Annotated in this window: 25 protein-coding genes; 16 read left to right on the forward strand and 9 right to left on the reverse strand. The window is 40.4% G+C overall.

Going from position 1 to position 26,115, the window contains the following annotated elements; genetic code table 11:
* Window positions 1–30: 30 nt before the first annotated feature.
* Window positions 31–774, forward strand: a complete 744-nt coding sequence (locus EVU92_RS09650; protein ID WP_130051048.1) for a hypothetical protein — start codon at window positions 31–33, stop codon at window positions 772–774.
* A 79-nt stretch (window positions 775–853) separates the two neighbouring features.
* The gene (locus tag EVU92_RS09655; protein ID WP_130051049.1) at window positions 854–1,087 is read left to right on the forward strand and encodes a hypothetical protein; all 234 of its coding nucleotides are present in this window, start codon (window positions 854–856) and stop codon (window positions 1,085–1,087) included.
* On the opposite strand, the gene EVU92_RS09660 is transcribed toward EVU92_RS09655, so the two are convergent.
* From EVU92_RS09660 to EVU92_RS09670, 3 genes are read right to left on the reverse strand one after another with little or no spacing between them, the layout of a single operon-like run.
* Window positions 1,084–1,464: a diacylglycerol kinase gene (locus tag EVU92_RS09660; RefSeq protein ID WP_130051050.1), complete on the reverse strand. Its 381-nt coding sequence runs from the start codon at window positions 1,462–1,464 to the stop codon at window positions 1,084–1,086. The genes EVU92_RS09655 and EVU92_RS09660 overlap by 4 nt on opposite strands.
* Window positions 1,465–1,484: 20 nt before the next feature.
* On the reverse strand, window positions 1,485–3,110 hold the full coding sequence (locus EVU92_RS09665) for a phosphoethanolamine--lipid A transferase (protein ID WP_130051051.1): 1,626 nt from the start codon (window positions 3,108–3,110) through the stop codon (window positions 1,485–1,487).
* A 15-nt stretch (window positions 3,111–3,125) separates the two neighbouring features.
* Window positions 3,126–5,069, reverse strand: coding sequence for an LTA synthase family protein (locus EVU92_RS09670; RefSeq protein WP_130051052.1), 1,944 nt, complete (start codon window positions 5,067–5,069; stop codon window positions 3,126–3,128).
* A gap of 175 nt (window positions 5,070–5,244) precedes the next feature.
* Between EVU92_RS09670 and EVU92_RS09675 the strand changes: the two genes are divergently transcribed.
* From EVU92_RS09675 to EVU92_RS09690, 4 genes are all read left to right on the forward strand, one after another.
* The gene (locus EVU92_RS09675) at window positions 5,245–5,919 is read left to right on the forward strand and encodes a response regulator transcription factor (RefSeq protein WP_130051053.1); all 675 of its coding nucleotides are present in this window, start codon (window positions 5,245–5,247) and stop codon (window positions 5,917–5,919) included.
* Window positions 5,919–7,328: an ATP-binding protein gene (locus EVU92_RS09680; RefSeq protein WP_130051054.1), complete on the forward strand. Its 1,410-nt coding sequence runs from the start codon at window positions 5,919–5,921 to the stop codon at window positions 7,326–7,328. The genes EVU92_RS09675 and EVU92_RS09680 overlap by 1 nt, the downstream gene beginning before the upstream one ends.
* 77 nt (window positions 7,329–7,405) lie before the next feature.
* The gene (locus tag EVU92_RS09685; protein WP_054553751.1) at window positions 7,406–7,594 is read left to right on the forward strand and encodes a DUF3185 family protein; all 189 of its coding nucleotides are present in this window, start codon (window positions 7,406–7,408) and stop codon (window positions 7,592–7,594) included.
* A gap of 66 nt (window positions 7,595–7,660) precedes the next feature.
* Window positions 7,661–9,835 carry an exonuclease domain-containing protein gene (locus tag EVU92_RS09690; protein ID WP_130051055.1) on the forward strand — a complete coding sequence of 725 codons (2,175 nt, stop codon included), beginning with the start codon at window positions 7,661–7,663 and terminating at the stop codon, window positions 9,833–9,835.
* A gap of 14 nt (window positions 9,836–9,849) precedes the next feature.
* On the opposite strand, the gene EVU92_RS09695 is transcribed toward EVU92_RS09690, so the two are convergent.
* From EVU92_RS09695 to ccsA, 3 genes are all read right to left on the reverse strand, one after another.
* A complete protein-coding gene (locus EVU92_RS09695) occupies window positions 9,850–10,689 on the reverse strand; it encodes a mechanosensitive ion channel domain-containing protein (RefSeq protein ID WP_130051056.1) in 840 nt (279 codons plus the stop codon).
* Between the two features lie 163 nt (window positions 10,690–10,852).
* Entirely contained in the window at window positions 10,853–12,121 is a 1,269-nt protein-coding gene (locus EVU92_RS09700; RefSeq protein WP_130051057.1) for a CNNM domain-containing protein, read from the reverse strand.
* A gap of 61 nt (window positions 12,122–12,182) precedes the next feature.
* On the reverse strand, window positions 12,183–12,986 hold the full coding sequence (ccsA, locus tag EVU92_RS09705; RefSeq protein ID WP_130051058.1) for a cytochrome c biogenesis protein CcsA: 804 nt from the start codon (window positions 12,984–12,986) through the stop codon (window positions 12,183–12,185).
* Between the two features lie 243 nt (window positions 12,987–13,229).
* Between ccsA and ffh the strand changes: the two genes are divergently transcribed.
* The 6 genes from ffh (at window position 13,230) to tyrA (ending at window position 18,218) form a co-directional block, all read left to right on the forward strand.
* Complete coding sequence (gene ffh, locus EVU92_RS09710; protein WP_130051059.1) at window positions 13,230–14,606, forward strand: signal recognition particle protein; 1,377 nt, start codon at window positions 13,230–13,232, stop codon at window positions 14,604–14,606.
* 240 nt (window positions 14,607–14,846) lie between these two features.
* A complete protein-coding gene (rpsP, locus tag EVU92_RS09715) occupies window positions 14,847–15,095 on the forward strand; it encodes a 30S ribosomal protein S16 (protein WP_036967110.1) in 249 nt (82 codons plus the stop codon).
* Between the two features lie 17 nt (window positions 15,096–15,112).
* On the forward strand, window positions 15,113–15,646 hold the full coding sequence (gene rimM, locus EVU92_RS09720; RefSeq protein WP_130051060.1) for a ribosome maturation factor RimM: 534 nt from the start codon (window positions 15,113–15,115) through the stop codon (window positions 15,644–15,646).
* The gene (gene trmD / locus EVU92_RS09725) at window positions 15,646–16,413 is read left to right on the forward strand and encodes a tRNA (guanosine(37)-N1)-methyltransferase TrmD (RefSeq protein WP_130051061.1); all 768 of its coding nucleotides are present in this window, start codon (window positions 15,646–15,648) and stop codon (window positions 16,411–16,413) included. The genes rimM and trmD overlap by 1 nt, the downstream gene beginning before the upstream one ends.
* Before the next feature lie 33 nt (window positions 16,414–16,446).
* Window positions 16,447–16,806, forward strand: a complete 360-nt coding sequence (gene rplS, locus EVU92_RS09730) for a 50S ribosomal protein L19 (protein ID WP_130051062.1) — start codon at window positions 16,447–16,449, stop codon at window positions 16,804–16,806.
* A gap of 278 nt (window positions 16,807–17,084) precedes the next feature.
* Window positions 17,085–18,218 carry a bifunctional chorismate mutase/prephenate dehydrogenase gene (gene tyrA, locus EVU92_RS09735; RefSeq protein ID WP_130051063.1) on the forward strand — a complete coding sequence of 378 codons (1,134 nt, stop codon included), beginning with the start codon at window positions 17,085–17,087 and terminating at the stop codon, window positions 18,216–18,218.
* 55 nt (window positions 18,219–18,273) lie between these two features.
* Here tyrA and nhaB read toward each other — a convergent pair whose 3' ends face one another.
* Window positions 18,274–19,854, reverse strand: a complete 1,581-nt coding sequence (gene nhaB, locus EVU92_RS09740; RefSeq protein ID WP_130051064.1) for a sodium/proton antiporter NhaB — start codon at window positions 19,852–19,854, stop codon at window positions 18,274–18,276.
* Window positions 19,855–20,087: 233 nt separating this feature from the next.
* Between nhaB and fadR the strand changes: the two genes are divergently transcribed.
* Window positions 20,088–20,801: a fatty acid metabolism transcriptional regulator FadR gene (gene fadR, locus EVU92_RS09745; RefSeq protein ID WP_130051065.1), complete on the forward strand. Its 714-nt coding sequence runs from the start codon at window positions 20,088–20,090 to the stop codon at window positions 20,799–20,801.
* Window positions 20,802–21,231: 430 nt separating this feature from the next.
* A complete protein-coding gene (locus EVU92_RS09750; protein ID WP_054551729.1) occupies window positions 21,232–21,837 on the forward strand; it encodes a peroxiredoxin C in 606 nt (201 codons plus the stop codon).
* Window positions 21,838–21,905: 68 nt separating this feature from the next.
* On the opposite strand, the gene EVU92_RS09755 is transcribed toward EVU92_RS09750, so the two are convergent.
* The gene (locus tag EVU92_RS09755; RefSeq protein WP_233786807.1) at window positions 21,906–24,431 is read right to left on the reverse strand and encodes a TonB-dependent receptor; all 2,526 of its coding nucleotides are present in this window, start codon (window positions 24,429–24,431) and stop codon (window positions 21,906–21,908) included.
* Between the two features lie 265 nt (window positions 24,432–24,696).
* On the reverse strand, window positions 24,697–25,176 hold the full coding sequence (gene smpB / locus EVU92_RS09760; protein WP_063700124.1) for an SsrA-binding protein SmpB: 480 nt from the start codon (window positions 25,174–25,176) through the stop codon (window positions 24,697–24,699).
* A gap of 133 nt (window positions 25,177–25,309) precedes the next feature.
* Between smpB and EVU92_RS09765 the strand changes: the two genes are divergently transcribed.
* Both EVU92_RS09765 and EVU92_RS09770 read left to right on the forward strand, forming a co-directional pair.
* The gene (locus tag EVU92_RS09765) at window positions 25,310–25,750 is read left to right on the forward strand and encodes a type II toxin-antitoxin system RatA family toxin (protein ID WP_130051067.1); all 441 of its coding nucleotides are present in this window, start codon (window positions 25,310–25,312) and stop codon (window positions 25,748–25,750) included.
* Window positions 25,747–26,073 (forward strand): RnfH family protein, encoded by a 327-nt coding sequence (locus EVU92_RS09770; RefSeq protein WP_130051068.1) that lies wholly within the window; start codon window positions 25,747–25,749, stop codon window positions 26,071–26,073. Before EVU92_RS09765 ends, EVU92_RS09770 begins: the two co-directional genes overlap by 4 nt.
* The last annotated feature ends 42 nt before the right edge of the window (window positions 26,074–26,115 follow it).

Raw genomic sequence — 26,115 nt, forward strand, 5'->3', positions numbered from 1 at the left:
AATCTGGTTTTTAAATTTTAAAGTAGGCATATGAAGTATTTCGCGGTAATTTTGTTCGGTTGCCTTATCTCTTTTTCAACAACAGCCGCAACAAAACATATAAAAATTGTAAAACCTGTGGTTGCGGCGTTTAAAGCGGGTGATAGAGCTGCAATCGCCAAGCGAGTGCATTATCCTCTGCAGCGCAAAGCGCCTCTGCAAGCAATTGAAAATGAGCAAATGCTTATAGAAAAGTTTGAGCAAATTTTTGATAAAGAGTTTGTCGAAAAAATCGTGAATTCAAATATTCGCCACGACTGGGAAATGATGGGGTGGCGCGGCATTATGTTTGATTCAGGCAAATTTTGGTTAGACTTTGATGGCTCTATTTGGGCTGTGCCTTATGAATCAGAGGCAGAAAAAGCACGACGCGAAGCACTGATTGACGAGCAAAAACAAGCATTACATAAAAGCCTTCGTGAATTTACAAAACCGATATTAACGTGGCAAACAAAAAAGCACTTAATTCGTATCGATGAGCTTGCTGATAATCAGTACCGCTATGCAGCATGGGAAATAGATCAATCTATGCAAGATGAGCCAAGCCTTGTGATCACAGGGGGCAGTCTAAGCTTTGATGGCAGTGGCGGAAATCATTTTTATACCTTTACTAATAACGGTTATCGTTATGTATGTCATGTTACCGTACTTGGTACTGAACACTCACCGCCGGGGCTGTTAGAGGTATTTAAAAATAACGTACAAATATTGTCTGAGCCTGTTCTGGATTTATAAGGTGTTTTTCTTATTTTGAACTACACTCATTCTTTCAAAGGAGGCTCGTTTAAAGGGGTCTCATTTAAAGGAGTAAGTTATGGGTATTAAATTTTGGGTTTTAAGAGCCACTAGAGTTTTCACGCTGGTGGCTATTTTATTATTTATGGTGGAAATACTGAAAGGTCACGAGACACTCAGCGCATTAGGCTTTGCGTTACTTTGGTCTTTTATTGCCACGGCAATTTTTATCGCAACCCGTTTATATCATTCATCAAAAGGGCGCCACTGTGCACTTTGTAATGACACCCCTGATGATAAAAAAGCGAGTTAACTTAGATTGTTCACAAACACACCGCCCCATACCAGCGCACAAATTGTTAGGGCAATAAGTACGGCTGCTGATCCTAAGTCTTTAGCTAGGCCTGATAATGGATGAATTTCAAGGCCTACACGGTCTATTGTGGCTTCAATTGCCGTATTTACGACTTCAGCAAACATCACAAATAGTACAGATACAAGCAGCATGATTTTCTCATACAGGTTAATTTGCCATACAAAAACCACTGCTATGGCAAGGACCAACAGTATCAGCTCTTGTTTAAAAGCAGACTCATGCTTTGCTAACCAAGTGAATGCACGTTGGGAGTTTTTAAATGCTAGGCGAATACGTTTAATGCCAATGGGTTTGTTAGTGCTATCAAATTGCATAGTATGAAATCTCTATTTCGTTAGCTTTGTTTTGAGCAAGCATTGAAGATATCTTGCTCTGGATGATATTCAGTGCTGTCTACATGGGTTAAACCAAGTAGGGTGTCAAAAATATTATCGTGAGAAAAAGCGTTGTTACGCTGTTGTTCGATACATTGATTAAAACGGGTATCGGCTAGTTTATTACTCCAAAACAACATAGGCACTTGGGTTTGCTCTTTAGGTGCTAATGCGTATGGGAAGCCATGCAAGTACAAGCCTTTTTCTCCAAGTGATTCACCATGGTCAGAAACATACAGCAGGGCTTTGTCATCCGCCTGACTGTTTTGCATTAAATTAATAAGTTTACTGAGTACTAAGTCTGTATAAGCAATAGTATTGTCATAGGTGTTTGTTAGTTGCTCGCTGCTACAATTTTGAATATCACTACGCGGACAATCAGGCATAAATACACTGTCTTTTTTTGGGTATCGACGATAGTAAGTTGGACCATGTGAACCAATCATATGTAACACAACAAGTTGATGTTTAGCATTACTCTTGGCAAGTTTTGTAGCTAACTCTTCCACGAGTACTTCATCAAAACAATAGCGTCCATCACAAAGTGGGTTGCTCTTTGTTGGTTCTACCGTTTGTGAGTTTACCCGCACACAAACCCCTTTACAGCTGCTATTGTTATCAATCCACGTTACTTCGACACCACTTCGTTGAATGATATCAAGCGCATTTTCTTGGCTTTGCGCTATGCGCGAATCATAGTGATTACGGTCTAAACGCGAGAACATGCAAGGTACAGATATAGCCGTAGCCGTGCCACATGAACTAACGTCACTGAAATATTTAACGCCAAGCTTAGGTGTATATTGATTAGTTGGCTTGTTATATCCTTGCAGTGAAAAGTTTGCTGCACGAGCTGTTTCACCTACTACCATAATTGTCAGCGAACTTTGTTGCTGTTCTAGTAAATGCGGCGTTTTATCCAGTACTTTAAATGGTAAAGGCGGATAAAAATAATTATCGCGCAGATACTTATAGCCCGCAGTGTAAAATGCAAAAGGGGTAATATAGCTAGTTAATTGACGGTTATTACGCCCAACAGAGGCATAATCTTTATAAAATGGTACTGCAATAGCTGCTATAGCAATAAATGCAGTGACGTTGAGAAGCGCAAAGTTTTTTAGACGAACACGAAAGTTACCAACAATTTTAAAACGTGAAAACAAGTAAGCGGGGAGCACGCCAAGTACAAAAATAAAGACGACAACTTGTATATTTAAGTATGAAAATGCCTCACCTGAGTTTGTCTCTAAGATATTTTGTAGCATGCTTTTATCGAAGATAACACCGTAGTTTAAGGTTGCATAAAACAACAGTGACGAAACTACGATGCTTGTTAAAAGCACTGGTTTTACAAAGGTGATTAACGATAACCAACTTAACACCATTGCCGTCAGTGCTAATAATAAAAACGGTACGCTTGCTATAAATAACCAATTGACATGTTCTGGCTTGCTTGCTGCTTCAGCCATGTTAAATAAAAATAGACCATTAAATGCGATAACCAAGTACAACGACACCAGCCACACAAACTGACTGTAGCTAACTTGCCATTTTTTAATAAGGAGTTGTTTAATTTTCATGCTCATGATTATTCCTCATCGCTACGATTTATTTGGTAAGCGATACAACTGTTCGGTATAAGCTAAATTGCTAAATAAGACGTGAGCCAGAGCTTTTTTGGCAAGTTCAACGCTGCTGCCAGCCTTATCAATAGCTACTTGGGTTTTAGTGGCTGGGTCGTAGTGCCAATAGCTAACCTTTTGGTTTGGCATGAGTATCACTGCCTCACCATTTTCAACGTAAGCAAAGTTGTCGTAGTACTGCATCATGGCGCGCTCAACTGGGTATTGTTTAGTTAAATCATAACCAAGCATAGGTGTCGCTTGGTCTACGCCTAATAGCGATAACAAAGTGACAGGTAAGTCTATTTGACTGACTAAGCGAGTATCCTGCTTTGCGTCCATACCACTATTTAGGATCACGGCAGGAATATGGAAAGATTTAAGCGGCACAGGCTCTGAGCCAAACACTCGCACATCATGATCTGCAACCACTAAAAATACTGTGTCTTGCCAGTAATCTTGCGTTTTTGCTTTTGCTATGAATTTACCTAGTGCATAGTCTGCATATTTGATTGCTAGATCACGTTTGAGGTTTTCTGGGTCATGGCCTTCAGGTAGTGTTACTTTACCTTCTGGAATATCGAATGGATCGTGGTTACTTGAAGTAAACACAAGGCTAAAAAAAGGATTGCCTGCTTTATTTAATGCGCTTAGCTCTTTATCAGCTTGATTGAACAAGTCTTCGTCGCTTGCACCCCATGACGAAATAAACTCAGGGTTTTGCATGTCATTGATATCTACAATATCGCTAAAGCCATTGCCTAAGAAAAAACTTTTCATATTATCGAAATGACTTTCACCGCCGTAAATAAACTGAGTGGTGTAGCCTGTGCGGGCTAATACATCAGCTAGTGAGAAAAAATTACGCTGTGATTTTGATAGTTTTACCACTGAGCGTGAAGGAGACGGAGTAAACCCAGTTGTTACCGCTTCAATACCTCGAACAGAACGAGTGCCAGTTGCGTATAAGTTATTAAAGCCCCAGCCTTGCTTGTATAACTTATCAAGCTCAGGAGTCACACCAATGCCACCTAGTTCACCAACAAAACGTGCACCTAAGCTTTCTTCTAAAATGATAACTAAATTCTTTTTCTTACCCGTGTTAAAAGGCGTGTTGCTTGAAAGTGTAGGAATATTCTCAGTTATAAACTTTTGTTTATAGGCTGCTTGCTTTACTGTTTGTAAAATCTCATTACGTGGCATGTTGCCGTATAAACTACTGGCATTTTTCTCATTGCCCATATTTTTAATAGCAAATGCCACACTGTACGTTGAATTCAAAGCCAGCGAGTTAACCAGCGAGTCACTTGAAAAGTACACTAAAGCAGGATTTAAAGGGCGGTGGCTTACAGTGCCTCGTGCGCTAATTAAGCAGACTAATAAAGTGGTAACGAGTATTACAACTTGGCTAACAGTTTTAGCGTTTTGTTGTTTGCTAAATGCTGCATTTATATAACGATACGCAAACACACAGCTTAGCGTTGCAATAATTAAGGTGCTTATCATAGCGAACAGGTGGCCATGTAATAGCATGGAAAATACTTCTTGGGGGTAATCAAGATATTCGACGAATAAGCGATTTGGTCGTACATCGTACTGGGTAATAAACGCGGGAGTAGAAGCTTCAATAACCACGATTAAAGTAACGACTATGCTGCTATAAAGAGTAAAAATAAGTTGCAATAAAGAGGTTTTGCTACGCAAAAGAACATGAGCTATCAACATTAAAACGGCAAGGGCTAACAAGTACCCTAAACTACTTAAGTCTACCCTTAAGCCGCCAAATAAAACCGCTAGGCTATCGCCATCAGCTAACCTTTGCTGTTGCCATATTAGCAAGCTTATTCTCGACAGTATAAAAACTGCCATTAATATTAATGAAAAACGGAACAAAGGTTTTAAAACAGAGAGTTTTGCTGTCATAGTCGTACTTACTTAATCGAAACTATGGCAATACTAGGCAGTGAAACTTAAGAAACCCTTATGGTAATCTTAATATTTTCTAAACTAGAAAAACTTAAGTAAATCTTAAGGGAATCTTAAGATTTTGAGCGTAACCTAATGACACAAAAGTGGTTTTCATCTAAATGAGTAACATATGAAATTGTTGATAATAGAAGATTCGGTGTCATTAAGACGTAGTCTACGAATTGGCCTTGAAAACTTAGGTTTTACCATTGATGAAACCGGCGATGGTGCTGAAGGTTTGAGTATGGCCATGTCTGGTGAGTACGAATTAGTAATACTCGACATTATGTTACCCAGCCTTGATGGCATTACGTTATTACAAACCATAAGAGCAAAGCAGCTCGATGTGCGTGTGCTTATTTTATCTGCCAAGCAAGAACCTGCAGACAGAGTAATGGGGCTGCTGACTGGGGCCGATGATTATTTGACCAAACCATTTTCGTTTGATGAGCTGCATGCAAGGTTATTAAATTTAATGCGTCGCGGTGGTCTGAAAACAATCAGTGATGTGATCCGCATTGATAACTTGGCTTTAAATTTACAATTAAAACTCTTACAAGTCGGCGGTACTTCAGTCGACTTAACACCTAACGAATATAAAATAGTTGAGTGTTTATTTAGCAATCAAAATAAAGTGATCACTGCAGAAAAGTTGAGTAGCTACATAGCTGGGCAGTATGACTTGGTCTCAAAAAATTCCATTGAAGCGCATTTATCATCGGCCCGCAAAAAGGTTAGGGTGGCAGGCGGTGAATTACCTATTCAAACTAAGCGTGGCTTTGGTTATATCATTCAAGGAAAATAATGAAGTCAATTCGCAGTAAGTTGGTAACTACATTATCGATTACTATAACTGGGCTAGTTTTAAGTATTTTAGTCGCCACTGATATAGCCGTTGATAGTTGGATTGATAATGAATTTAACCGTGGCATGAAATCAAAAGCCGGTATGCTGATGACTTTGGTTCATGAAGATGAAGAGGGGTTAACTTTTAATTTTTCTAGTGACTTTATGCCAGAATTTGATGGTCAAGTTGAGCCTGAATATTTTCAAATGTGGACTGATGATGGGGTGTTTACCCGCTCACAGAGCCTTAATTTATTCGCTTTGAAGAACCTCAAGTTTGAAAAATTAAAACTGGGTGAAGCGAAAATAATGACCACTGAGCTGCCGGATGGTCGTGACGGGCGAATTATTTATACTCGTTTCCAGCCGCAAATCGACTCTCACTCACATAGAAATTTTTTTGATGGCGTGAGCAAAACGCATCACACCACGCTTACTTTGGCTTATGCAGCTTCATCAGAAAAAGTTGATTTTATTTTATGGTTAATTGACGTTATTTTTGTTGTTTCTACCGTGTCAGTAATCGTATTCATTCGATTATTTGTGCGTAAATCGGTCGACAGTTCTCTAGCGCCACTTAATAAACTAAACCGTGATATAAGTCGGCTTAGTATCGCAGATAAAAGTGCCGTGATAACAATAAAAGAACCTGTGAAAGAGCTGCAACCCATTGTTGATAGCTTAAATGCCTTTATTCAAGAAAATCGCCAGCTCTATTTTCGTGAAAAGCGCCTGACCTCAGATATTGCCCATGAGTTAAAAACGCCGATTGCTGAGCTTATTAATATGGCTGAAGTGGCGATTCGGTTTCCAAATGAAAAAGAGTTTGAGGCAGACTTTAAACCTGAAGTGCTAAAAATTAGCCAGCGTTTAAAGAGCATTGTGTCGAACTTATTGCTACTGCATAAGTACAGTGATGAAGCCCTACCTAAGCAAGATGCATGTGATTTAAATCAGGTTATTTTACGCACCTTAGAAAAGTGCGATTTAGAATGGGTTAAGTTTGAGTTTCAAGATGATATCCCAGCCATTGTAAGTAACTTATTTGCCCTTGAATCAATCATCACCAACCTTGTAAATAACGCTAAACAATACAGCCCAGAAAAGAGCATAGTGACTGTAAGTTCGCTGCTTAATAAAAAGGGGAAGTTGCAATTTTCTGTTACTAACGAATTAAAAGTACCATTAACAGATGAAGACATTAGCCAGTTATTTGATCCGCTTTGGCAAAAAGATAGTGCCAGAACGTCTGAAGATAACTTTGGCTTAGGCTTATCCATTGCCAAAGCGTTAAGTAAAGCAATTGATGCTGAACTTCAGGTTTCGTTAAGTGAGCAAAACATAACCTTTAGTTTGATTATTTCTTAAGGTTTTGCAGCTAATTATTATATGTGCAAAACTAAACATAGCAGCACGAAATCAAAACAACAAAAAGGAACAACACGATGGGAAAAATTATAGGTATTGCTTTAATCGTTATTGGTGTAGCGCTCGCAGTATGGGGATATAACGTTTATGACTCTGCAAGTGCACAAATTAGCCGAACTTTTAGTGGTGATACACCGATTGAGGCTTGGCTCGGTATGGTAGGCGGTGCAATTTGCGCGATTGTAGGTATTTTAAAAGTTAAATAGCCTCAAACATTGAAATCAGTTTACTAATACCTGATACTGTATTTATATACAGTGTCAGGTTTGGCTATGAAAACACAATTACCAGCAAAATATTATTTAAGTCATTTCTTTGAGCTCGCTGAGTTTATTCAATCTCAGTGCACGCATTTACTCTTAGCTGAGCAAATGCAATTTCTTGAAAAACTCACCCTACTTGATGAGCAAAGTTTGTGTACTTTGCTGCGTATTTATTCCCGTAAACCAAAAATCGTGGCACTGTCATCGTTAAATTATGAAGAAATCCCTAATCTACATGGGGCTATTTTTAAGCTAAAGCAACAGGGGCTGGTGGCACATCCAAGTCATGATGAATTAGATTTGCTGCTTGAGCATTTAACAAAGCCAACTTTATTAACCTTATTAGCAAACGATGAGTTAATGACGACACAACCTGATTATAAAAAATCAGCCAGCAAACATAGCTTAATTCAACTTTGTAAACAGTATATTGACCGCAACCACAGTGATTTAGACGCTTTATTTAGTCAGTTCGTGGTCAATAGCCGAAGCCAGTATTATGAATACTTTGAGTTTTTACATAGCGGCCGACTAAGTCAAGGCGATATAAACCATCAAAATCGCTTTGTAATGCGTGACTTAGGAATTGCAAAAGTACGTGGTGATGTCAGCGACAGCTTATCGCGTTTTAAAACCTTAGCCGAGGCACAATCGCATTATCAATTAAACCAGTTGCGTATGCAGCTTAAGCAAAGCCAATCAGAAACACAGTACCAAACCTTAGCTCAAGCACTTTTAGCTATTAACTGTGAAGATGAATTAGCCCAGAGCATCAAAAACAAGTTACTGATTCGCTTATATAAGCAGCTTAAAGATCATGACTTAGGTTTTGCATTTGAGTTACTAGAGCATTGTGAGGGCAGTAGTGAAGCGCAAGAGCTGGCAATTCGCCAGCGTTACAAGCTAGGAGACAAAAGCTGGGTTGAGCATAAGCTTGAAAATATTATCCAAAATCCGCTTGATGATAGCATTTTGTATTTCGCCGAAGACTTTCTACAGCGTAAATATAATAAGCAGCAACGTTCACGCTTAACACAAATGTTAATTGATACAGAGCATCAAATAGAGGTTGATGACATTTACCGTGGTGATGTCGAGCAAGGAGTATGCGAGTATTATCAACAGCTCGGTAACACTGTGTTTTTTACCGAGAATAATCTTTGGTTAAGTCTTTTTACCTTAACATTTTGGCAAGAGCTCTATATCGAGACACCGTACCCGCCGTGTAATGAATTTGATTTTTATCCACAAGTACTACTTGCTGATTGCTTTTACACATCGCAGCATACACAAATTGAGCAAAAGCTTGCAAATTTTACTAGTAATGAAGCGTTGTATAAATATGTTTGTAAAAACGCAGGACAGTACTACGAAATAGCCAATGGTGTTTTTATGTGGCATAGCGATATTTTAGAGCCACTAAAAATGTTGATAAAACACAGCAGTCTAGCTAGTTTAAAAGCGCATTTATTGCAAATGACAAAAACCTTTAAGCAGCTTAAAGATGGTTACCCAGATTTAATGGTTTTAAAAGAGCATAAGCTCACATTTGAAGAAGTTAAAGCTCCGGGCGACAAACTAAGACGCAACCAACTTGTCAGTATTGATGTCTTAAAACAACACGGCTTTGAAGTAAATATCGTTAAGGTGAGCTGGTTTAATGATCCAAATCGCATTTATAGTGTGGTCGATATAGAAACCACTGGCGGCGTACAAGGGAATAATAAAATCACTGAAATTGCGGTTGTGCAGTTACAAGCTGGCGAAGTTATTAAGCAGTGGGCGAGTTTAATCAATCCCGAACGAAGTATTCCTGCCTTTATTACCAAATTAACAGGAATTAACGCGGCAATGGTACGTGATGCTCCTCGCTTTGAGGACATAGCCGACACGTTGCGTGCCCTGTTAAAAGGCAGTGTATTTGTTGCTCACAATGTGAATTTTGATTACGGATTTATTCGTAAGGAATACGCTGCACTAGGGCAAGGTTTTAAAATGCCTAAGCTATGTACAGTAGTTGAATCACGAAAGACATTTCCAAAGCTAAAGTCTTATTCACTTGGTAACTTAGCGACACACTTTGAATTGAACTTAACGAATCATCATAGAGCATTAGCCGATGCAACTGCTACGGCAGAGTTATTGATACGAATTCAACAAGCACAATCAAATAAGGCGAGTTGACCTCGCCTTGTAAATTATTTACCAGGGAATTGGTGAATATGAACATCTCGCTGTGGGAATGGAATAGTGATATCAGCAGCATCAAAGGCAATTTTGACTCGTTCATACAAACCAAAGTACACAGGCCAATAGTTATCCGATTCAACCCAAGCCCACACTAACATGCCGATATGACTTTCACCGTGCTGGCTAACATGCACTGTTGGTTTTTTATCTTCTATATCTTTTAATACCAGATCATAGTCATCCAGAACGCTCATAAGCACGTCACGGGCTTTATGAACGTCATCGCCATAGCTAATACCAAACTCGATTGCAACGCGGTGTGTTGGCTCTGCAAACTTATTCTTAACACAGCCATTTGATAGCGTGCCATTTGGAATAATGATTTTTTCATTATCGTAGGTAAGTAAAACAGTGACAAAAATTTGAATTTCTACTACTTTCCCCATGTAGCCTTGGGCTTCAATAACATCACCTACTTTAAAAGGCTTGAAGAATAGGATAAGCACTCCACCTGCAAAATTCGCTAGACTGCCTTGCAGTGCCATACCTACGGCTAAACCGGCTGCTCCGAGCATTGCAATAAATGAGGTTGTTTCGATACCAATCATCGAGGCAACAGATATCAGCAGTAGTACCTTTAAAATGACAGAAATGAAGGAGACTAAAAAGTGTGTCAAACCAACTTCGAATTTGACCCTATTCATTGATTTTTCAGCCATGTTGGCAACTCTACCAATTAACCACCAACCAATGATTAAAACCAGTATTGCTAGAATAAACTTTGGCCCGTAGAGCATTAGCAACTCTATAGCTTGGTTGTAGATTTTCTCGATTGATATTTCGTCCATTATTTTTCCTTGTTATACAACAGAGTATTTAAAGAAAATAATAGTAGAGGAATTGCTTTTCGGTGTGGGGTCTGCTGGGAAAATGTGAATTTTCTGAGGCGTTTCAGTTATAACTAACAAAAAAGGAGTAGCAAGCTACTCCTTTTTTGGGGTGAGTCGAACGTTACTCAGTGCGTTTGCTTGGAATAACTTTAACTAACTTCACCATGTTTTCTTTTATCTCGATCACTTCAATAGGGTATCCGGCAATACGTAAACTTAGGTTTGAGTCTGGGATATCCTCTAAGTATTCAACGATTAAACCACTTAGCGTTTTCGGGCCATCAATCGGGAGCTCCCAACCCATTTCTTTATTTAAATCGCGAATATTAGCACCGCCATCTACAAGTACTGAGCCATCGTCTTGCTCTGTAACTTCCTCACTTGGCGTGCGAGTTTGCGTTGTTGTGAAGTCACCAACAACTTCTTCGAGAATATCTTCAAGTGTTACTAGGCCTTGGATATCGCCATATTCATCAACAACTAAACCGATACGTTCTTTTGATTGCTGGAACTTAAGCAATTGTGTGTTTAGTGATGTGCCTTCAGGAATAAAGTAGATTTCACGAACCGCACGTAATAGTGATGGCTTATCAAACTGTTCTTTAGTTAATAGGCGCAGTGCATCACGTGAGTGAATAAAGCCAACAGCATCATCAATTTGGTCACGATATAATAAAACGCGAGTATGCTGAGCATGAGTTAGCTGACGGCTAATAAGTTTCCAGTCATCATTGATATCGATAGCAACAATTTCGTTGCGTGGGATCATGATATCTTCAACAGTTACTTGCTCTAAATCTAAAATTGAAGTCAGCATGCTTTGGTGGCGAGCTGGTAATAGAGCACCAGATTCGTTCACCACGGTTTTTAATTCTTCTTTACTTAAACTGTGCTCTTCAATTTGTGCTGTTGTGATACCAAACAAGCGCAGCATGCCATTGGTCATCCAGTTTACGATAACCACAAATGGGAAAAGTATTTTCAAAAGCCCCTTAAGGACAATCGAGCTTGGGAAAGCGACCTTTTCTGGGTAAAGCGCTGCAAGTGTCTTTGGCGTTACTTCGGCAAAGATTAAAACCACTAAGGTCAGTGCACCAGTTGCAATTGCGATACCGAGGTCACCATATAGGCGAATACCAATAATCGTTGCAACCTGTGCTGCAGCGATATTAACTAGGTTGTTACCAATCAAGATCAGACCAATGAGTCTGTCAGGGCGACTTAACAGTTTGCTGACGCGTTTCGCTGCACGATGATCTTCTTTAGCAAGATGGCGCAAGCGGATACGGTTAATTGACATAATTCCAGTTTCAGAACCAGAAAAATAAGCAGAAATAAGTATCAATAATCCCAATATAATAAACAGGGTACTAGTCGATATGTCGTCCAACGATGGATCCTTTTTTTATAAATCAGTGCATATTAAGCTAGAGACAGCTTGCTGAGTCAAGTTAAAACTTATTTAGAATCACTTCTTGGATGAAACGGCTGCCAAAATAAGCAAGTGACAAGATAAAAGCGGCTATCATGATCGAAAACACCACGGGTTTACCACGCCAGCCTTGACGTAAGTGACCCACTGTTACAACAGTGAAAATAAGCCAAGCAATTAACGATAAAACCGTTTTATGGATAAATTCACTGGCAAACATACCTTCTAAGAAGATAAACCCAGAAAGTAGTGCAAAGGTAAGTAGAATTGTACCAAGCGTGAGTAATTGATAAAGCTGACGCTCAACGACCATTAAAGGTGGAAGATGACTGTGTACGATTGCTAAGTCTTTGCGCTTTAAACGCTTATCAATAAAGTAAAACTGTACCGCATAGAGTGTCGAGATTATCAGCACACAATATGCCAAAAGTGATAACGATATATGAGTGACTAAGCCAAGTTCAACATCTATTGATTGTAAAATCACATGATGCGGAATAAATAAGCTGGCAAGTGTAAGTAAGGCTGCAAAACCATACACAACTGGTAGTAATAAGGTAGCAGGGAACTTGAGCGACACAGCTGTAACGGATACTACGATGACCCAACAGGTCAATAAAGCAACGTTGACGATACTCAAATCTTGACCGTCAGCACGAAAAACTGAATTAACCAGTAATAGCATATGGGCAAGGATAGCCACAGTGCTTAGTATCACTGTGAGTTTTTGGCTCGGACCTTGTTTGTGGAAAAGGCGTGATAGCACATGTGACGTTGCTAACACATAAAACAAACTAGCAATAATAGTTAAACTAATAATCATCGTGTTTTGGCCACTTAATTTATATAGATAAATCCTTGTCTCTTTGATGCCATTGTATTTTATAGCAAGGAAAAAGCATAGAGTTTGTAAAAAGAAACTCAAACTACACACTTGAACACTGTATTGTCGACCACCATTTACGGTATACTGCTAGTAATTAAATTTTAATATTGCCTGTATTGTCTTCAAACTTGTCTGTTTTATGTACACTGCAGGTGAAACACGTTTTATCGGAACCTTTACATGTTTGAGAATCTCCAAGAACGCTTAGGTAAAACCTTAAAAAATATCAGTGGCCGCGGACGCCTAACTGAAGAAAATATAAAAGATACATTACGTGAAGTCCGCATGGCATTTTTGGAAGCGGACGTTGCATTACCTGTTGTTCGTGAGTTCGTTAAGCAAGTTAAAGAACGCGCCGTTGGTGTTGAAGTAACGAAAAGCTTAAGTCCAGGCCAAGTCTTTATTAAGATTGTTCGTGAAGAACTTGAAAAGGCAATGGGTGAAGCAAATGAAGAGTTAAGCCTTAATGCGCAGCCGCCTGCGGTAGTGATGATGGCGGGCCTACAAGGTGCTGGTAAAACAACCAGTGTTGGTAAACTAGCTAAATTCTTAAAAGAGCGTAAGAAAAAGTCTGTGTTAGTTGTTAGTGCTGACGTTTATCGTCCGGCAGCAATCAAACAGCTAGAAACACTTGCTGATGAAGTGGGTGTTGAGTTCTTCCCAAGCGATATCTCACAAAAGCCAGTAGATATTGCGAATAATGCGATTTCACACGCGAAGAAAAAGTTCATCGATGTAGTATTAGTCGATACTGCAGGTCGTTTACATGTCGATAACGACATGATGGACGAGATCAAAGCACTGCACAGTGCGATTAATCCAATCGAAACCTTATTCGTCGTTGACGCGATGACAGGTCAAGATGCAGCAAACACCGCAAAAGCATTTGATGAAGCGCTACCTTTGAGTGGTGTGATCTTAACAAAGACTGATGGTGATGCTCGTGGTGGTGCTGCATTATCAATCCGTCATATTACCGGTAAGCCGATCAAGTTTATGGGTGTAGGTGAGCGCACTGATGCACTTGAACCTTTCCACCCTGACCGTATTGCTTCTCGTATCCTAGGTATGGGTGATGTACTTTCATTAATCGAAGAAGTCGAAATGAAAGTAGATAAAGAGAAAGCGGCTAAAGTTGCTGAGAAAGTATTTAAAGGTGACGGCTTCACATTAGATGACTTTGCTGAGCAACTTCGTCAAATGAAGAACATGGGCGGTATGATGTCGATGCTTGATAAGCTACCGGGCATGCAAAACTTACCAGACGCCGTAAAAGGGCAGATGGGCGATAAGACTTTCGTACAAATGGAAGCCATCATTAACTCAATGACACCAAAAGAGCGCGCGCGTCCTGAAATCATCAAGGGCTCTCGTAAAAAACGTATTGCCGCAGGCTCTGGTACCCAAGTGCAAGAAATCAACAAACTGCTTAAGCAATTTACGCAAATGCAGAAGATGATGAAAAAGATGAAAGGCAAGGGGGGTATGAAGAAAATGATGCGCGGTATGAAAGGCATGTTACCACCTGGCATGATGGGTGGTGGTCCTAAATTTTAATAGCGCTTTTTATTAAGTGTATAAAAAGGAGCGTATAGCTCCTTTTTTTGTAGATAATTTATGCATAGTTGTTAGCTGCATGTAAGATTTAAAGGCCAGATCAGTGTTTAATCAACTAAACTTACATTTTGCAGCAGTTCTTACTTGCAATGTTGCAAAAAACTCGTACAATTCCCCAGCTTCCCGTACTGGGGAGTAAATCTTATTAATGAAAACAGTCAATCTAATGTAGAGGACGGTATGGTAACTATTCGTTTGCAACGTGGTGGCGCTAAAAAACGCCCTTTCTATCAAATTGTGGTTGCGGATAGCCGTTTCTCGCGTGACGGTCGCTTCATCGAGAAAGTAGGTTTCTTTAACCCAATTGCTTCTGGTCAGGAAGAAAAAGTACGTTTAGATTTATCTCGTGTTGAACACTGGGTAGGTCAAGGCGCATCTCTTTCAGATCGCGTAGCTAAGTTAGTTAAAGACGCTCGTAAAGCGGCTTAATAGGCGTAAGAGTAACCATGAGTCAAGAGAACACCTCGTATATTACAGTAGGAAAGCTCGGTGCCCCGTATGGTATAAAGGGCTGGCTTAAGGTGCATTCATTTACTGATGATCCCGAAGGGATCTTCGATTTCAGCCCATGGTTGATAGGGCAGCAAGGTAAATGGCAGACCTTAGAAGTGGTCGACTGGCGTCGCCACAACAAAGGCTTTATCGCTAAAGTTGCGCAAGTAAACGACCGAGACGAAGCAATGGCTTTAACCAATGTAGAAATCTCAGTAGACGCAGCGCAGCTACCAGAATTACCGCAAGGTGAATTCTATTGGCGAGATCTGATCGGCATGTCTGTTATAACTGATAAAGGTTATAACTTAGGCACAGTCGATGACCTTATGGAGACAGGCTCAAATGATGTTTTGGTTGTGAAAGCAAACAAAAAAGATGCATTTGGCCAAGCAGAACGTTTAATTCCTTTCTTAACAGACTCTGTTATTAAAGAAGTTAAATATGATGCAAGAGAAATTACCGTTGACTGGGACCCAGGGTTTTAATGTCACAAACGAGTTCGCTATGGGTAGGGGTGATTAGCCTTTTCCCGGACATGTTTGATGCGATTACCACTCAAGGGGTTACAGGTCGCGCAGTTAAAAATGGTCTAATTGACTTTAACTGCTGGAATCCGCGTGACTATGCTACTGATAAGCATAGAACTGTAGATGACCGTCCTTACGGGGGTGGTCCTGGCATGTTAATGATGGTTGAACCATTGAAACAAGCTATCCTTGACGCTAAAAAAGCGGCAGGTGATGGTGCAAAAGTAATTTATATGTCACCGCAAGGGCGCAAATTAGATCAGCAAGGTGCAAGTGAACTTGCGCATTCAGAAAAGCTGATTTTAATTGCCGGTCGCTATGAAGGTATAGATGAGCGAATTATAGAATCATACGTTGACGAAGAATGGTCAATTGGTGATTTTATTTTAAGTGGTGGTGAACTACCCGCAATGACGCTAATTGATGCAGTAGCACGATTAGTACCAGGGGTGTTAGGTCATAACCAGTCAGCTGAGCAAGATTCATTTTCGAATGGCTTGCTTGATTGTCCTCACTATACACGGCCAGAGACATTGGATGATAAACAGGTGCCTGCTGTATTGCTCAGCGGAAACCACCAAGAAATCGCTAAGTGGCGCACAAAGCAATCACTTGGTAGAACTTGGCTTCGTCGTCCTGACTTGTTGCATAACCTAGCTCTGACTGAGGAGCAAGCGGCACTCCTTGCTGAGTTTCAGCAAGAGTACCAACAAGCTTGTGGCTAGAAGACAGTTACACCTAGGAAAGTGAGAAATATAATGGCAAAAGTAAACCAAAATATTATTAAAGCGCTTGAAGAAGAGCAGCTTAAATCAGACGTACCAGCATTCGGCGCTGGTGATACAGTTGTTGTACAGGTACGTGTAAAAGAAGGTAACAAAGAGCGTCTACAGGCCTTTGAAGGTGTTGTAATCGCTAAGCGTAATCGTGGTCTTCACTCAGCATTCACAGTTCGTAAAATTTCGAGCGGTGAAGGTGTTGAGCGTGTATTCCAAACGCACAGCCCTCTTATCGATAGTATCTCAGTTAAACGTCGCGGTGCTGTTCGCCGTGCGAAACTTTACTATCTACGTGAGCGTTCTGGTAAATCTGCACGTATTAGAGAAAAACTTAACTAATACGCGCTGTTTTACAACGCAAAATAAAACGGGTTGCAGCCTTAGGTTGCAGCCCGTTTTGGTTTTTATACCACAAAAATAATTTTCCCCCCTTTGTGAGACACCTAAGTACTCCCTTCAAACTGATCGACTGACCTCTATTTATCCCTTTATAAGCTATGCGACATGCACGTTAGGGCTTTGTGCTTTGGCTGTTATCCTGTTACTATAATTTGTATTAAAAGCTTTACTTTTTTGTATATAATTATTTACGTTTTTAGGGTTTGAGGTGTAGTAACGTGGTAACAGTGAATGATCTAGCTGATTTAAGAGCAGGAATAGATGAATGTGATGCGCAATTGGTGGCATTACTGGCAAAGCGTAATGGGATTACAGAAAAAATAGGCGCAATTAAGCAACAAATCGGTGCGCCATTACATGCCCCAGATCGCGAGGCTGATTTACTTGCAGCTCGCCGTAAAGAAGCAGTCGCACAAGGGGTTAACCCTGAGTTAGTTGAAGATATCCTGCGCCGTATGATGCGTGAAGCGTATCAAAACCAGCAAGGTAGCCTCGCTTGTGTTGCACCTCAGTTATCACCCATTGTAATTGTTGGTGGTGAAGGTGCCATGGGTCAGCTATTTGCTCAACAATTTGCTCGTTCAGGTTATGAAGTCCGTATTTTAGATAAAGCACAGCAAGCACAGAGTGAAGCGATATTAAAAGGGGCAAAATTAGTCCTTGTAAGTGTACCAATTAATGCACTTGAACACGTAGTTTCGGCATTACCAACACTCGATGATGACTGTTTATTAGTTGATATTACATCAGTTAAGCAAAAGCCTTTAAAAGCCCTAATGGCGGCTCATAGCGGCCCAGTAGTCGGGTTGCATCCCATGTTTGGTCCAGATATTTCACACTGGGTAAAACAAACCGTTGTTGTGTGTGAAGGGCGAGATCATGAAGTAGCTAAAGGGCTAATGGCGCAACTCCAAGTTTGGGGATGTCAAGTGGTTGAAATGGATGCTAAAAAACATGATGAAGCGATGCAAATCATTCAGGTAATGCGTCACTTAACAACCTTTGTATACGGTCAGTTTCTTGCCAAGCAAAGTCATACGTTGGCAGAACTTCGCAGCTGTTCTTCACCAATTTATCAGTTAGAGTTAATGATGGTTGGGAGATTGTTTGCTCAGTCACCTGAACTATATTCTGATATCATGTTAGCGCAATTCGACGATGTAGAATCATTACTTTCAAATTACCAAGATACTTTTGCGGAAACCCTCGAAAAACTCAAAGCAGGTGATAAAGCTGCATTGATTGCCGCGTTTGCAGATGCGAAAGAGTATTTCTCTGATGCGACAGCGCATTTCTTAACGCAAAGCCGAAGCTTACTAAACAAAGCGAACGATGCAAAAGTGTTAGATTAAATACTCATACTCAATAAAACCAAAAGCCCGCATTTCGCGGGCTTTTTTGTTTAGATTAATGACCACCAAGTGAGCCTGGTAACACACCCGTATGGTGGTTGATTAAGCCCCATTGATAGAGTAAATCTGTCATATCAGATAGGCTAAATAAGGTCATACTCAAACCAACAATCGTTAACACTATGGTATATGGTAGGGCCATATAAACCATGCGCCCGTAAGACAGCCTTAGTACAGGTGCTAATGTTGATGTTAACAAGAACAAGAACGCAGCTTGGCCATTAGGGGTAGCAACACTTGGTAAGTTAGTACCAGTGTTAATAGCCACAGCCAGTAAATCGAACTGATCACGAGTAATTTGACCTGCTTGTAGTGCAGCAGCAACTTCGTTTATATACACAGTACCTACGAAAACATTGTCACTGACCATCGACAGAATACCGTTAGCTATGAAGAACATGACTAATTGCAGCTGGCCTTCAAAAGTAAGTACCCATGCGATCACGGGTGTAAATAAATGCTGGTCGATAATAACGGCAACAATTGAGAAAAATACGCAAAGTAATGCAGTGAATGGCAGGGCTTCTTCAAATGCTTTACCTAGTTGGTGTTCTTCAATGATGCCGGCACTGGCTGTCGCAAAAATAATTACCGATAAGCCAATTAAACCAACAGTGGCTAAATGAAGTGCTAGACCTATAATCAACCAAACAGCGATAAATGCTTGAATAGCTAAGTTCACTTTATCGCGTGTAGTACGTTTTTTCTCAAGCTTTTTAGCGTGGTCCGATAATATAGTGTGAATGGGTGCTGGGAGTTTGGCACCATAGCCAAATGCTTTGGTTTTCTCGAGGAAGAAAGTCGTGGCAATACCTGCAATCATTACAGGCAAAGTAATAGGCAGCATACGAAAGAAAAACTCGCCAAAGAACCAGCCAGCTCGTTCCGCAATAATTAAATTTTGTGGCTCTCCTACCATAGTACACACACCACCTAAGGCAGTACCAATTGATGCATGCATCAACAAGTTACGTAAGAAAGCGCGAAACTCTTCAAGCTCTTGGCGATTGACAGGACGTACCTGGTTATCATCGTTAATATCGTGCTCACTGTTAGAATCTTTGCCAGATGCCACTTTATGATAAATGCTATAGAAACCCATAGCGACGGCAATAACCACAGCCATAACCGTTAACGCATCTAAGAAAGCGGATAAGAAGGCAGCTGCAATTGTAAACGACAGCGATAACACGGTCTTGCTACGCACCGAAACAACAAGCTTTGTGAAAATATACAAAAGCAAGTCTTTCATAAAGTATATGCCTGCAACCATAAAGATAAGTAACAGAATTACATCAATATTCTGTACTATTTCATGCTCAACTTGGCCGGCTGTTGTCATTCCAATAAACAACGCCTCTATGGCTAATAAGCCACCTGGTTGAAGCGGGTAACACTTTAGCGCCATTGCGAGTGTGAAGATAAACTCGAGCACTAATACCCATCCTGCCAGATAAGGGTTAAGTTGAAATAAAACTGGGTTGATTAGTAAAAACGCAATAATGGTGTATTTATACCACTGTGGCGAAGTCCCCAAAAAGTTTTTAAATATTGCTGGTAAAACGCGCTGTTGCATGGCTGTACCTTTTATTAGTGCTGGTTGTTATTGTAAATAATTAGAAGTTGAGTATATCGAAAGTATTGTTGTTTGGTGTGCTTTTAATCCAAAAGGTCACTTATTTAACGAGATCTTAAAGATTTTTATGCACAGCAGAGTTAGTTTACTTGTTAGTTGCTGATCATCTGGTACAATCAGTGAGTTGAATGCCAAATGCGGTAAAAGTAGTTGCTAACTCAAGTGGAAATTGAATGAGAATTTTTAAAGCGAAAAGCCCAGCAGGTTTTGCTGAAGAATACATTGTAGAATCTATTTGGAATGGTGACTTTCCGCCTGGCTCAATTCTTCCTGCCGAACGTGAATTGTCAGAGCTTATTGGTGTAACACGCACAACGTTACGTGAAGTACTGCAGCGTTTAGCTCGTGATGGTTGGTTAACAATTCAACACGGTAAACCTACTCGTGTAAATAACTTCTGGGAAACCTCAGGTCTAAATATTTTAGAAACACTTGCGCGTCTAGATGAAGATAAAATGCCAGAGCTTACAGATCAATTACTTTCTGCTCGTACTAATATCAGCGCAATTTACACTCGTGCGGCAATTAAGCTTGCCCCTGAGCGTGTAATTGAAATCTTAGCGCAAAGTGAAGAACTTGAAGACAGTGCTCAAGCATTTGCTGATTACGATTATAAAGTTCACCATGAACTAGCCGTTGCTGGTAATAACCGCATTTACGTGCTTATCTTAAATGGCTTTAAAGGCTTCTACTCAAAAATTGGTTGCCATTACTTCTCTGATTCACGTACCCGTGAATTAGCACGTCAGTTTTATAAAGATTTAACTGTGCTGGCAGAGCGTCGTGAACACGATGGAGCGATTTCTATGATGCGTAAATACGGTCATCAAACAGGTGAAATCTGGCAGCAAATCCGTGGTGATATGCCAGAAGATATCATGGACTAGGTAGCACTAATTGATTTTCTATTTTTAAGAGCCCAGCTTGATGCTGGGTTTTTTGTGTTCGTAAACTTTTTACAGCAGAAAGTTAGACTTACGAGCAAGTGTGCACGACATTCTTTTCTATCGTCACTGCTTTGTTCTGACCAAGATTAATACTAATAATACTTAATCATTTTGAGGGATTAGACCTGTCGCTACCACTATAAAAAGGTCCTCACTTATTTCACGAATTGATAAGAATCGTCAGTATTTAATGTGAATCAATTTTTCCGATTAGGCATATCGCTTTTTTCGATTGTTCATTTGTCTGTAACCTCATTAAACTATCTTGCAAATTATCAATACTTACTCTTGGTTTTTGCTTTTTAGTAACCATATATAAGTGAGTATTGCATAGGCAATTGGAAATAAACTCAAATATTTGGAGATAAAAATGGGTGTATTAGTTGGCCGTCAGGCACCAGACTTTACTGCAGCAGCTGTTCTTGGTAACGGTGAAATCGTTGAAAACTTCAACCTAAAAGAAACTATCAAAGGTAAAAAAGCAGTTATCTTCTTTTACCCGTTAGACTTCACTTTCGTTTGTCCTTCAGAGTTAATCGCTTTCGACAAGCGTTTTGAAGAGTTCCAAAAGCGTGGCGTTGAAGTAATCGGTGTTTCTATCGATTCACAATTCTCACACAATGCATGGCGTAACACTGCCGTTGCTGACGGTGGTATTGGTCAAGTTAAATATGCACTAGTTGCAGACGTTAAACACGAAATCTGTCAAGCATACGACGTTGAGCACCCAGAAGCAGGTGTTGCTTTCCGTGGTTCTTTCCTAATCGATGAAGAAGGTAACGTACGTCACCAAGTAGTTAACGACCTTCCACTAGGCCGTAACATCGACGAAATGATCCGCATGGTTGACGCGCTAGCGTTCCACAGCGAGCACGGTGAAGTATGTCCAGCAGGTTGGACTGAAGGTAAAAAAGGTATGGATGCAAGCCCTGAAGGTGTTGCTAAATTCCTTTCTGAAAACGAAGGCGACCTATAATTTAGGCCTTTGTTAGCGAATTAAAAAACCCGCCAATTGGCGGGTTTTTGTTTTTAAGCTCAACGCGATTAATTAAAGCGCATTGTTAGTTTAGTATAGAAATAACGACCACGTGGGTTATGTACGCTCGACACATAGCCATATAAGTCGCCATCACCATCACCGATTGCAAACGGAGGATCTTCATCAAACACGTTATTCACACCCACAGATAGTTTGATTTTATCTGAGAAGTTATACGCAGTTTGTAAATCAACCAGTGTTTGCGAATCAACCATACGTGATGTGTTGCTATCAAAGTCTAAGTTTCCATCAAAGTCGATGTCTGGTGTATCTTCAAACTCACCAGTGTAGCTCACATTTACATTGGTATTGAAATCACCCATCTCCCAGTTTGTAGAGAAAATCCAACGGTTTTCAGGATAACGGTACTCGCCTGTGTAATCGCGACCATCTTTTTTAAATTCGTTTTGGTATGCCCATTCTAAATTGAATTTTAAGAAGCCGTAATCGTTCATAGCATGAGTGTAGTTTGCCGACACATCAACACCCGATACTTCTTGCGATGAAACGTTTTCAAAGGTGCTGTAAACTTTTTGGATTACACCTAAACTTTGACCATTTTGTGGTGCTAAACGCACACACACAGTGCTGTTTTGATCGTTACAGTTATTATCATAGATAGGGCCGAATTCTTGTTCATCTATCTTGTTATCTTGCGTAATGCTCCATACATCGACACCGAAACCAAATTCAGCGGTTGGTGCCCATATGAAACCAACATTCCATGACTCTGATTCTTCAGCTTCAAGGTTAGGGTTACCCGCAAATTGGATATTGTAATCAAGGGCATTACAGTCAAGTCCTGTCGCTTGACAGCGGTATGTATCAACGAAGAATTGGCTTTCTTCAGAAGGGCCTAAACCAATCTGTGCTAGTGAAGGTGCTCGGAAACCTTGTGCCCATGAACCACGAACAGTAATTGAGTCTGTTGGCGCCCAGCGTACAGCTACTTTAGGGTTTGTTGTTGAACCAAAGTCACTGTAATCATCGTAACGACCTGCTAATTGTAGCTCTAAATTTTCAGCAAGAGGAATTGAAAACTCAATATAAGCTGCATATTGGTCGCGTTCTGCAGCGGCTGATACTGACTCAGTGCCAAAGATTAAACCACGCTGGAATTGATCGTCTGGAATATCGCTCACATCTTCTTCACGGTATTCAATACCGGCAGCCATCATCACCACATCATCGCCAAAGCTAAATGCTTCACCACTGATATTTGCATCAAATGATGTCATATGAGACTCACCACGACGAACTAAGCTTGTCGTAATACGGTCAATAACTGCTTGGTCATTATAGGTGCCACCGAAAGGGTTATAGTTACCCGCATCGATTTCTTGTTGTAAGAAATCAGTACGCACCCAGCCTTGGCTTCTATCGCCTGTTTGCATTGATTTACTTCGACCTTTTTGAACGGCTGCTTCCCAGCTCCAGTCACTGATCTCGCCTTTTAGGCCCGCAACAAAGCGAAGTGTATCTGATTCGATATCCCATTGACGGGGGCCCGCATCTACTGTTCTGTAGCGACCAATTTCGATATCTTGGCCAAACGGGTTGTTAGGGTGGTTTGCTGGCACTGTAAGGCCGGCATCTTCATCAAGCGGAGTCGGTGCACCAGCTGCTTGCGAACTATTGTGTTGTACTGCAACTTCTAAAAATGCCGATATACCATTATCAAAGTTATATTCAAACTGCGAAATAGCACCAACACGTTCAGATGCAGGGGTTACGTAACCATACGGGCCATAGTCAAATAAACAACTACCACTTGCTGTCGCATTTTCTGCAGGGCATGCTGGATCAATGGTTTTTTCACCATCTACATAAAAGTAGCCTGGGAAACCACGGGATGAACGGAAATCCATACCACCATATGGTTCTTGGTTTGCTGTACCTAGGCGGCCCATTTCATCAGAGGAGAGTGCTGAGTTGTTAAAGTAATCAATAATAATTGATGCGCTGCTTTTTTCTGTACTGGTACCCCAAACGAGGCTTGCTGTTTTTTCTTCGTAGTTAGGACCATCAGTACCACCATATCCAAGGTTTACTTCTAGACCATTAATATCCTTTTTTAAGATGATATTAACTACACCTGCAACCGCATCAGAACCATATATTGCCGATGCACCATCTTTTAAAATATCGATACGCTCAATCGCTGAAACAGGAATCGAGTTGATATCTACAAATGAATTGGTGATGCTTTCCGCAAAAGCACTTATTGAAACACGACGGCCATTAATAAGTACTAATGTTGCATCAGAGCCTAAGCCTCTGAGACTTACCGCAGCAGCCCCATTAGCTGTAGAGTCTTGGTTATTGCCGCGAGTAGAGAAAGTACCATTACCTGCAACTGGCATACGTTCTAATAATTGTTGTAGGTTGTCGTAGCCCATATTGTCTATGTCTGCACGACTTATTGACTGTACCGGTGATGGCCCTTCAATGTCTGAACGTTTAATACGAGAACCTGTAACTTCAATACGCTCGACCTTTTCAGCTCCATCTGACTCAGCAGCAATAGACATAAAGCTTGTGCCACTTAGTGCTGCAATAGTAAATGCGTAGAGAGGTCGCTGTAGAAAGCGGTGGGTGTTCTTCATAAATTTCAATCCTTGTGTAATTGTGAAAAAGTTGTGAAGTTGTCACGGTAAAGATTGATATCATGTAAACGTACTGATTTGGAATAGCAAAAAAGGATGGGTTTTTTAGAGAGGGTATTGATATTTTTGTAAAAAGTGAGTGTTTGTAAGGGGTACGAGCCTAACACGAAAGTTAGGCTCATTTCATAAATTAAGCTTTATGTTTCATTAGGCGCTCTTTTTCTCGTGCCCAATCTTTATTCTTTCCGTCTTCACGTTTATCGTGCATCTTTTTACCTTTAGCAAGGTGGAACTCCAACTTCACCCAGCATTTTTTCCAGTACATTGCAGTTGCGATTAGTGAAAACCCGTCGCGTTCTGTTGCACCGATAAGACGATCGATTTCACGTTTATTTAAAAGTAACTTACGATAACGAAGTGGATCGCAAATTACGTGAGTAGAAGCACTGTTGAGAGGCTGAATTTGACTGCCAAGTAAAAATGCTTCGCCGTTTTTAATATGAATATAAGTCTCAGAGATGTTTACTTTACCAGCTCGGATACTTTTTACTTCCCAGCCCTGTAGTTCAACCCCTGCTTCGAACTTATCGTGTAAAAAATACTCATGGCGCGCTTTTTTGTTAAGCGCGATGGTATTACTTGTCGATTTAGATGATTTTTTCTTAGCCATAGTGGCCCATATTATACGTAAAAACAGCGTTTTTACATCGCTTTTTTAAGGCTTTGCGGATATTTTCGTGTTACTAAAATTTGGGGAAATAGCCAAAGCTTGCTAAAATTCGCCGACAAAGTTGGGAGTGAATATGCCGCAAATAGAAAAAAGTGCGCTTGTAATGTACAGCAGCAAAGAAATGTTTGATTTAGTGAATGATGTTGATGCTTATCCAGAGTTTTTGCCAAATTGCTCAGATGCTAAAATCATCACGCAACAAGCTAGTGGCATGACGGCCAGTTTGGAGATCTCAAAAGCGGGTTTAAAAAAGTGGTTTACTACCGAAAATACGTTTATTGATGAGCAAACTGTTGCACTTCGCTTAGTTGATGGCCCATTTAAAAAGTTACAAGGTAAATGGCAATTTTTACCGCTGGACGATAAAGCGTGCAAAGTACACCTTCATCTTGAGTTTGAATTTGCGAGTAAACTTATCGAACTGGCTTTTGGAAAAGTATTTAACGAAGTAGCTAAAAATATGGTTAATGCATTTACGCAGCGTGCTAAAACTGTGTACGGAGTTCGTCCATGATAACTGTTGAAGTAGTTTTTGCTTTACCAACAACGGCAACCAGTTTATTAGTAGAAGTGCCGATAGGCACGACAGCTGAGCAAGCGGTGATTAAGTCGGGTATTATCAATAAGTGTCCTGAAATAGACGCAAATAACTTAACACTGGGTATTTGGAACCGTACCTGTAAGCTTAATCAAGAAGTAAAGGAAGGGGATCGTATTGAGATTTATCGACCTCTTATTGCTGATCCAAAGGATGCGCGCAGACGTCGAGCTGAAAAGGCCAAAGAAGAAGGACGTGCCAATAAAGTGACTGGCGGAAGGCCACTAAACAAGGCATAAAAAAGGGTAGCTCAGGCTACCCTTAATTAATTAGAATTAAGA

Source organism: Pseudoalteromonas sp. MEBiC 03485, from assembly GCF_004195145.1.
GTDB classification, from domain to species: Bacteria; Pseudomonadota; Gammaproteobacteria; order Enterobacterales; family Alteromonadaceae; genus Pseudoalteromonas; species Pseudoalteromonas apostichopi.

Coding starts and splice junctions, on each gene's coding strand:
- nhaB (WP_130051064.1), bottom strand. CDS start 19,854: ATGCAACAGCGCGTTTTACCAGCAATATTTAAAAACTTTTTGGGGACT.
- rpsP (WP_036967110.1), top strand. CDS start 14,847: ATGGTAACTATTCGTTTGCAACGTGGTGGCGCTAAAAAACGCCCTTTC.
- EVU92_RS09680 (WP_130051054.1), top strand. CDS start 5,919: ATGAAGTCAATTCGCAGTAAGTTGGTAACTACATTATCGATTACTATA.
- EVU92_RS09765 (WP_130051067.1), top strand. CDS start 25,310: ATGCCGCAAATAGAAAAAAGTGCGCTTGTAATGTACAGCAGCAAAGAA.
- trmD (WP_130051061.1), top strand. CDS start 15,646: ATGTCACAAACGAGTTCGCTATGGGTAGGGGTGATTAGCCTTTTCCCG.
- EVU92_RS09655 (WP_130051049.1), top strand. CDS start 854: ATGGGTATTAAATTTTGGGTTTTAAGAGCCACTAGAGTTTTCACGCTG.
- EVU92_RS09750 (WP_054551729.1), top strand. CDS start 21,232: ATGGGTGTATTAGTTGGCCGTCAGGCACCAGACTTTACTGCAGCAGCT.
- EVU92_RS09675 (WP_130051053.1), top strand. CDS start 5,245: ATGAAATTGTTGATAATAGAAGATTCGGTGTCATTAAGACGTAGTCTA.
- EVU92_RS09770 (WP_130051068.1), top strand. CDS start 25,747: ATGATAACTGTTGAAGTAGTTTTTGCTTTACCAACAACGGCAACCAGT.
- EVU92_RS09665 (WP_130051051.1), bottom strand. CDS start 3,110: ATGAGCATGAAAATTAAACAACTCCTTATTAAAAAATGGCAAGTTAGC.
- EVU92_RS09660 (WP_130051050.1), bottom strand. CDS start 1,464: ATGCAATTTGATAGCACTAACAAACCCATTGGCATTAAACGTATTCGC.
- smpB (WP_063700124.1), bottom strand. CDS start 25,176: ATGGCTAAGAAAAAATCATCTAAATCGACAAGTAATACCATCGCGCTT.
- EVU92_RS09755 (WP_233786807.1), bottom strand. CDS start 24,431: ATGTCTATTGCTGCTGAGTCAGATGGAGCTGAAAAGGTCGAGCGTATT.
- EVU92_RS09670 (WP_130051052.1), bottom strand. CDS start 5,069: ATGACAGCAAAACTCTCTGTTTTAAAACCTTTGTTCCGTTTTTCATTA.
- EVU92_RS09695 (WP_130051056.1), bottom strand. CDS start 10,689: ATGGACGAAATATCAATCGAGAAAATCTACAACCAAGCTATAGAGTTG.
- ccsA (WP_130051058.1), bottom strand. CDS start 12,986: ATGATTATTAGTTTAACTATTATTGCTAGTTTGTTTTATGTGTTAGCA.
- fadR (WP_130051065.1), top strand. CDS start 20,088: ATGAGAATTTTTAAAGCGAAAAGCCCAGCAGGTTTTGCTGAAGAATAC.
- EVU92_RS09690 (WP_130051055.1), top strand. CDS start 7,661: ATGAAAACACAATTACCAGCAAAATATTATTTAAGTCATTTCTTTGAG.
- rplS (WP_130051062.1), top strand. CDS start 16,447: ATGGCAAAAGTAAACCAAAATATTATTAAAGCGCTTGAAGAAGAGCAG.
- ffh (WP_130051059.1), top strand. CDS start 13,230: ATGTTTGAGAATCTCCAAGAACGCTTAGGTAAAACCTTAAAAAATATC.
- rimM (WP_130051060.1), top strand. CDS start 15,113: ATGAGTCAAGAGAACACCTCGTATATTACAGTAGGAAAGCTCGGTGCC.
- EVU92_RS09685 (WP_054553751.1), top strand. CDS start 7,406: ATGGGAAAAATTATAGGTATTGCTTTAATCGTTATTGGTGTAGCGCTC.
- EVU92_RS09650 (WP_130051048.1), top strand. CDS start 31: ATGAAGTATTTCGCGGTAATTTTGTTCGGTTGCCTTATCTCTTTTTCA.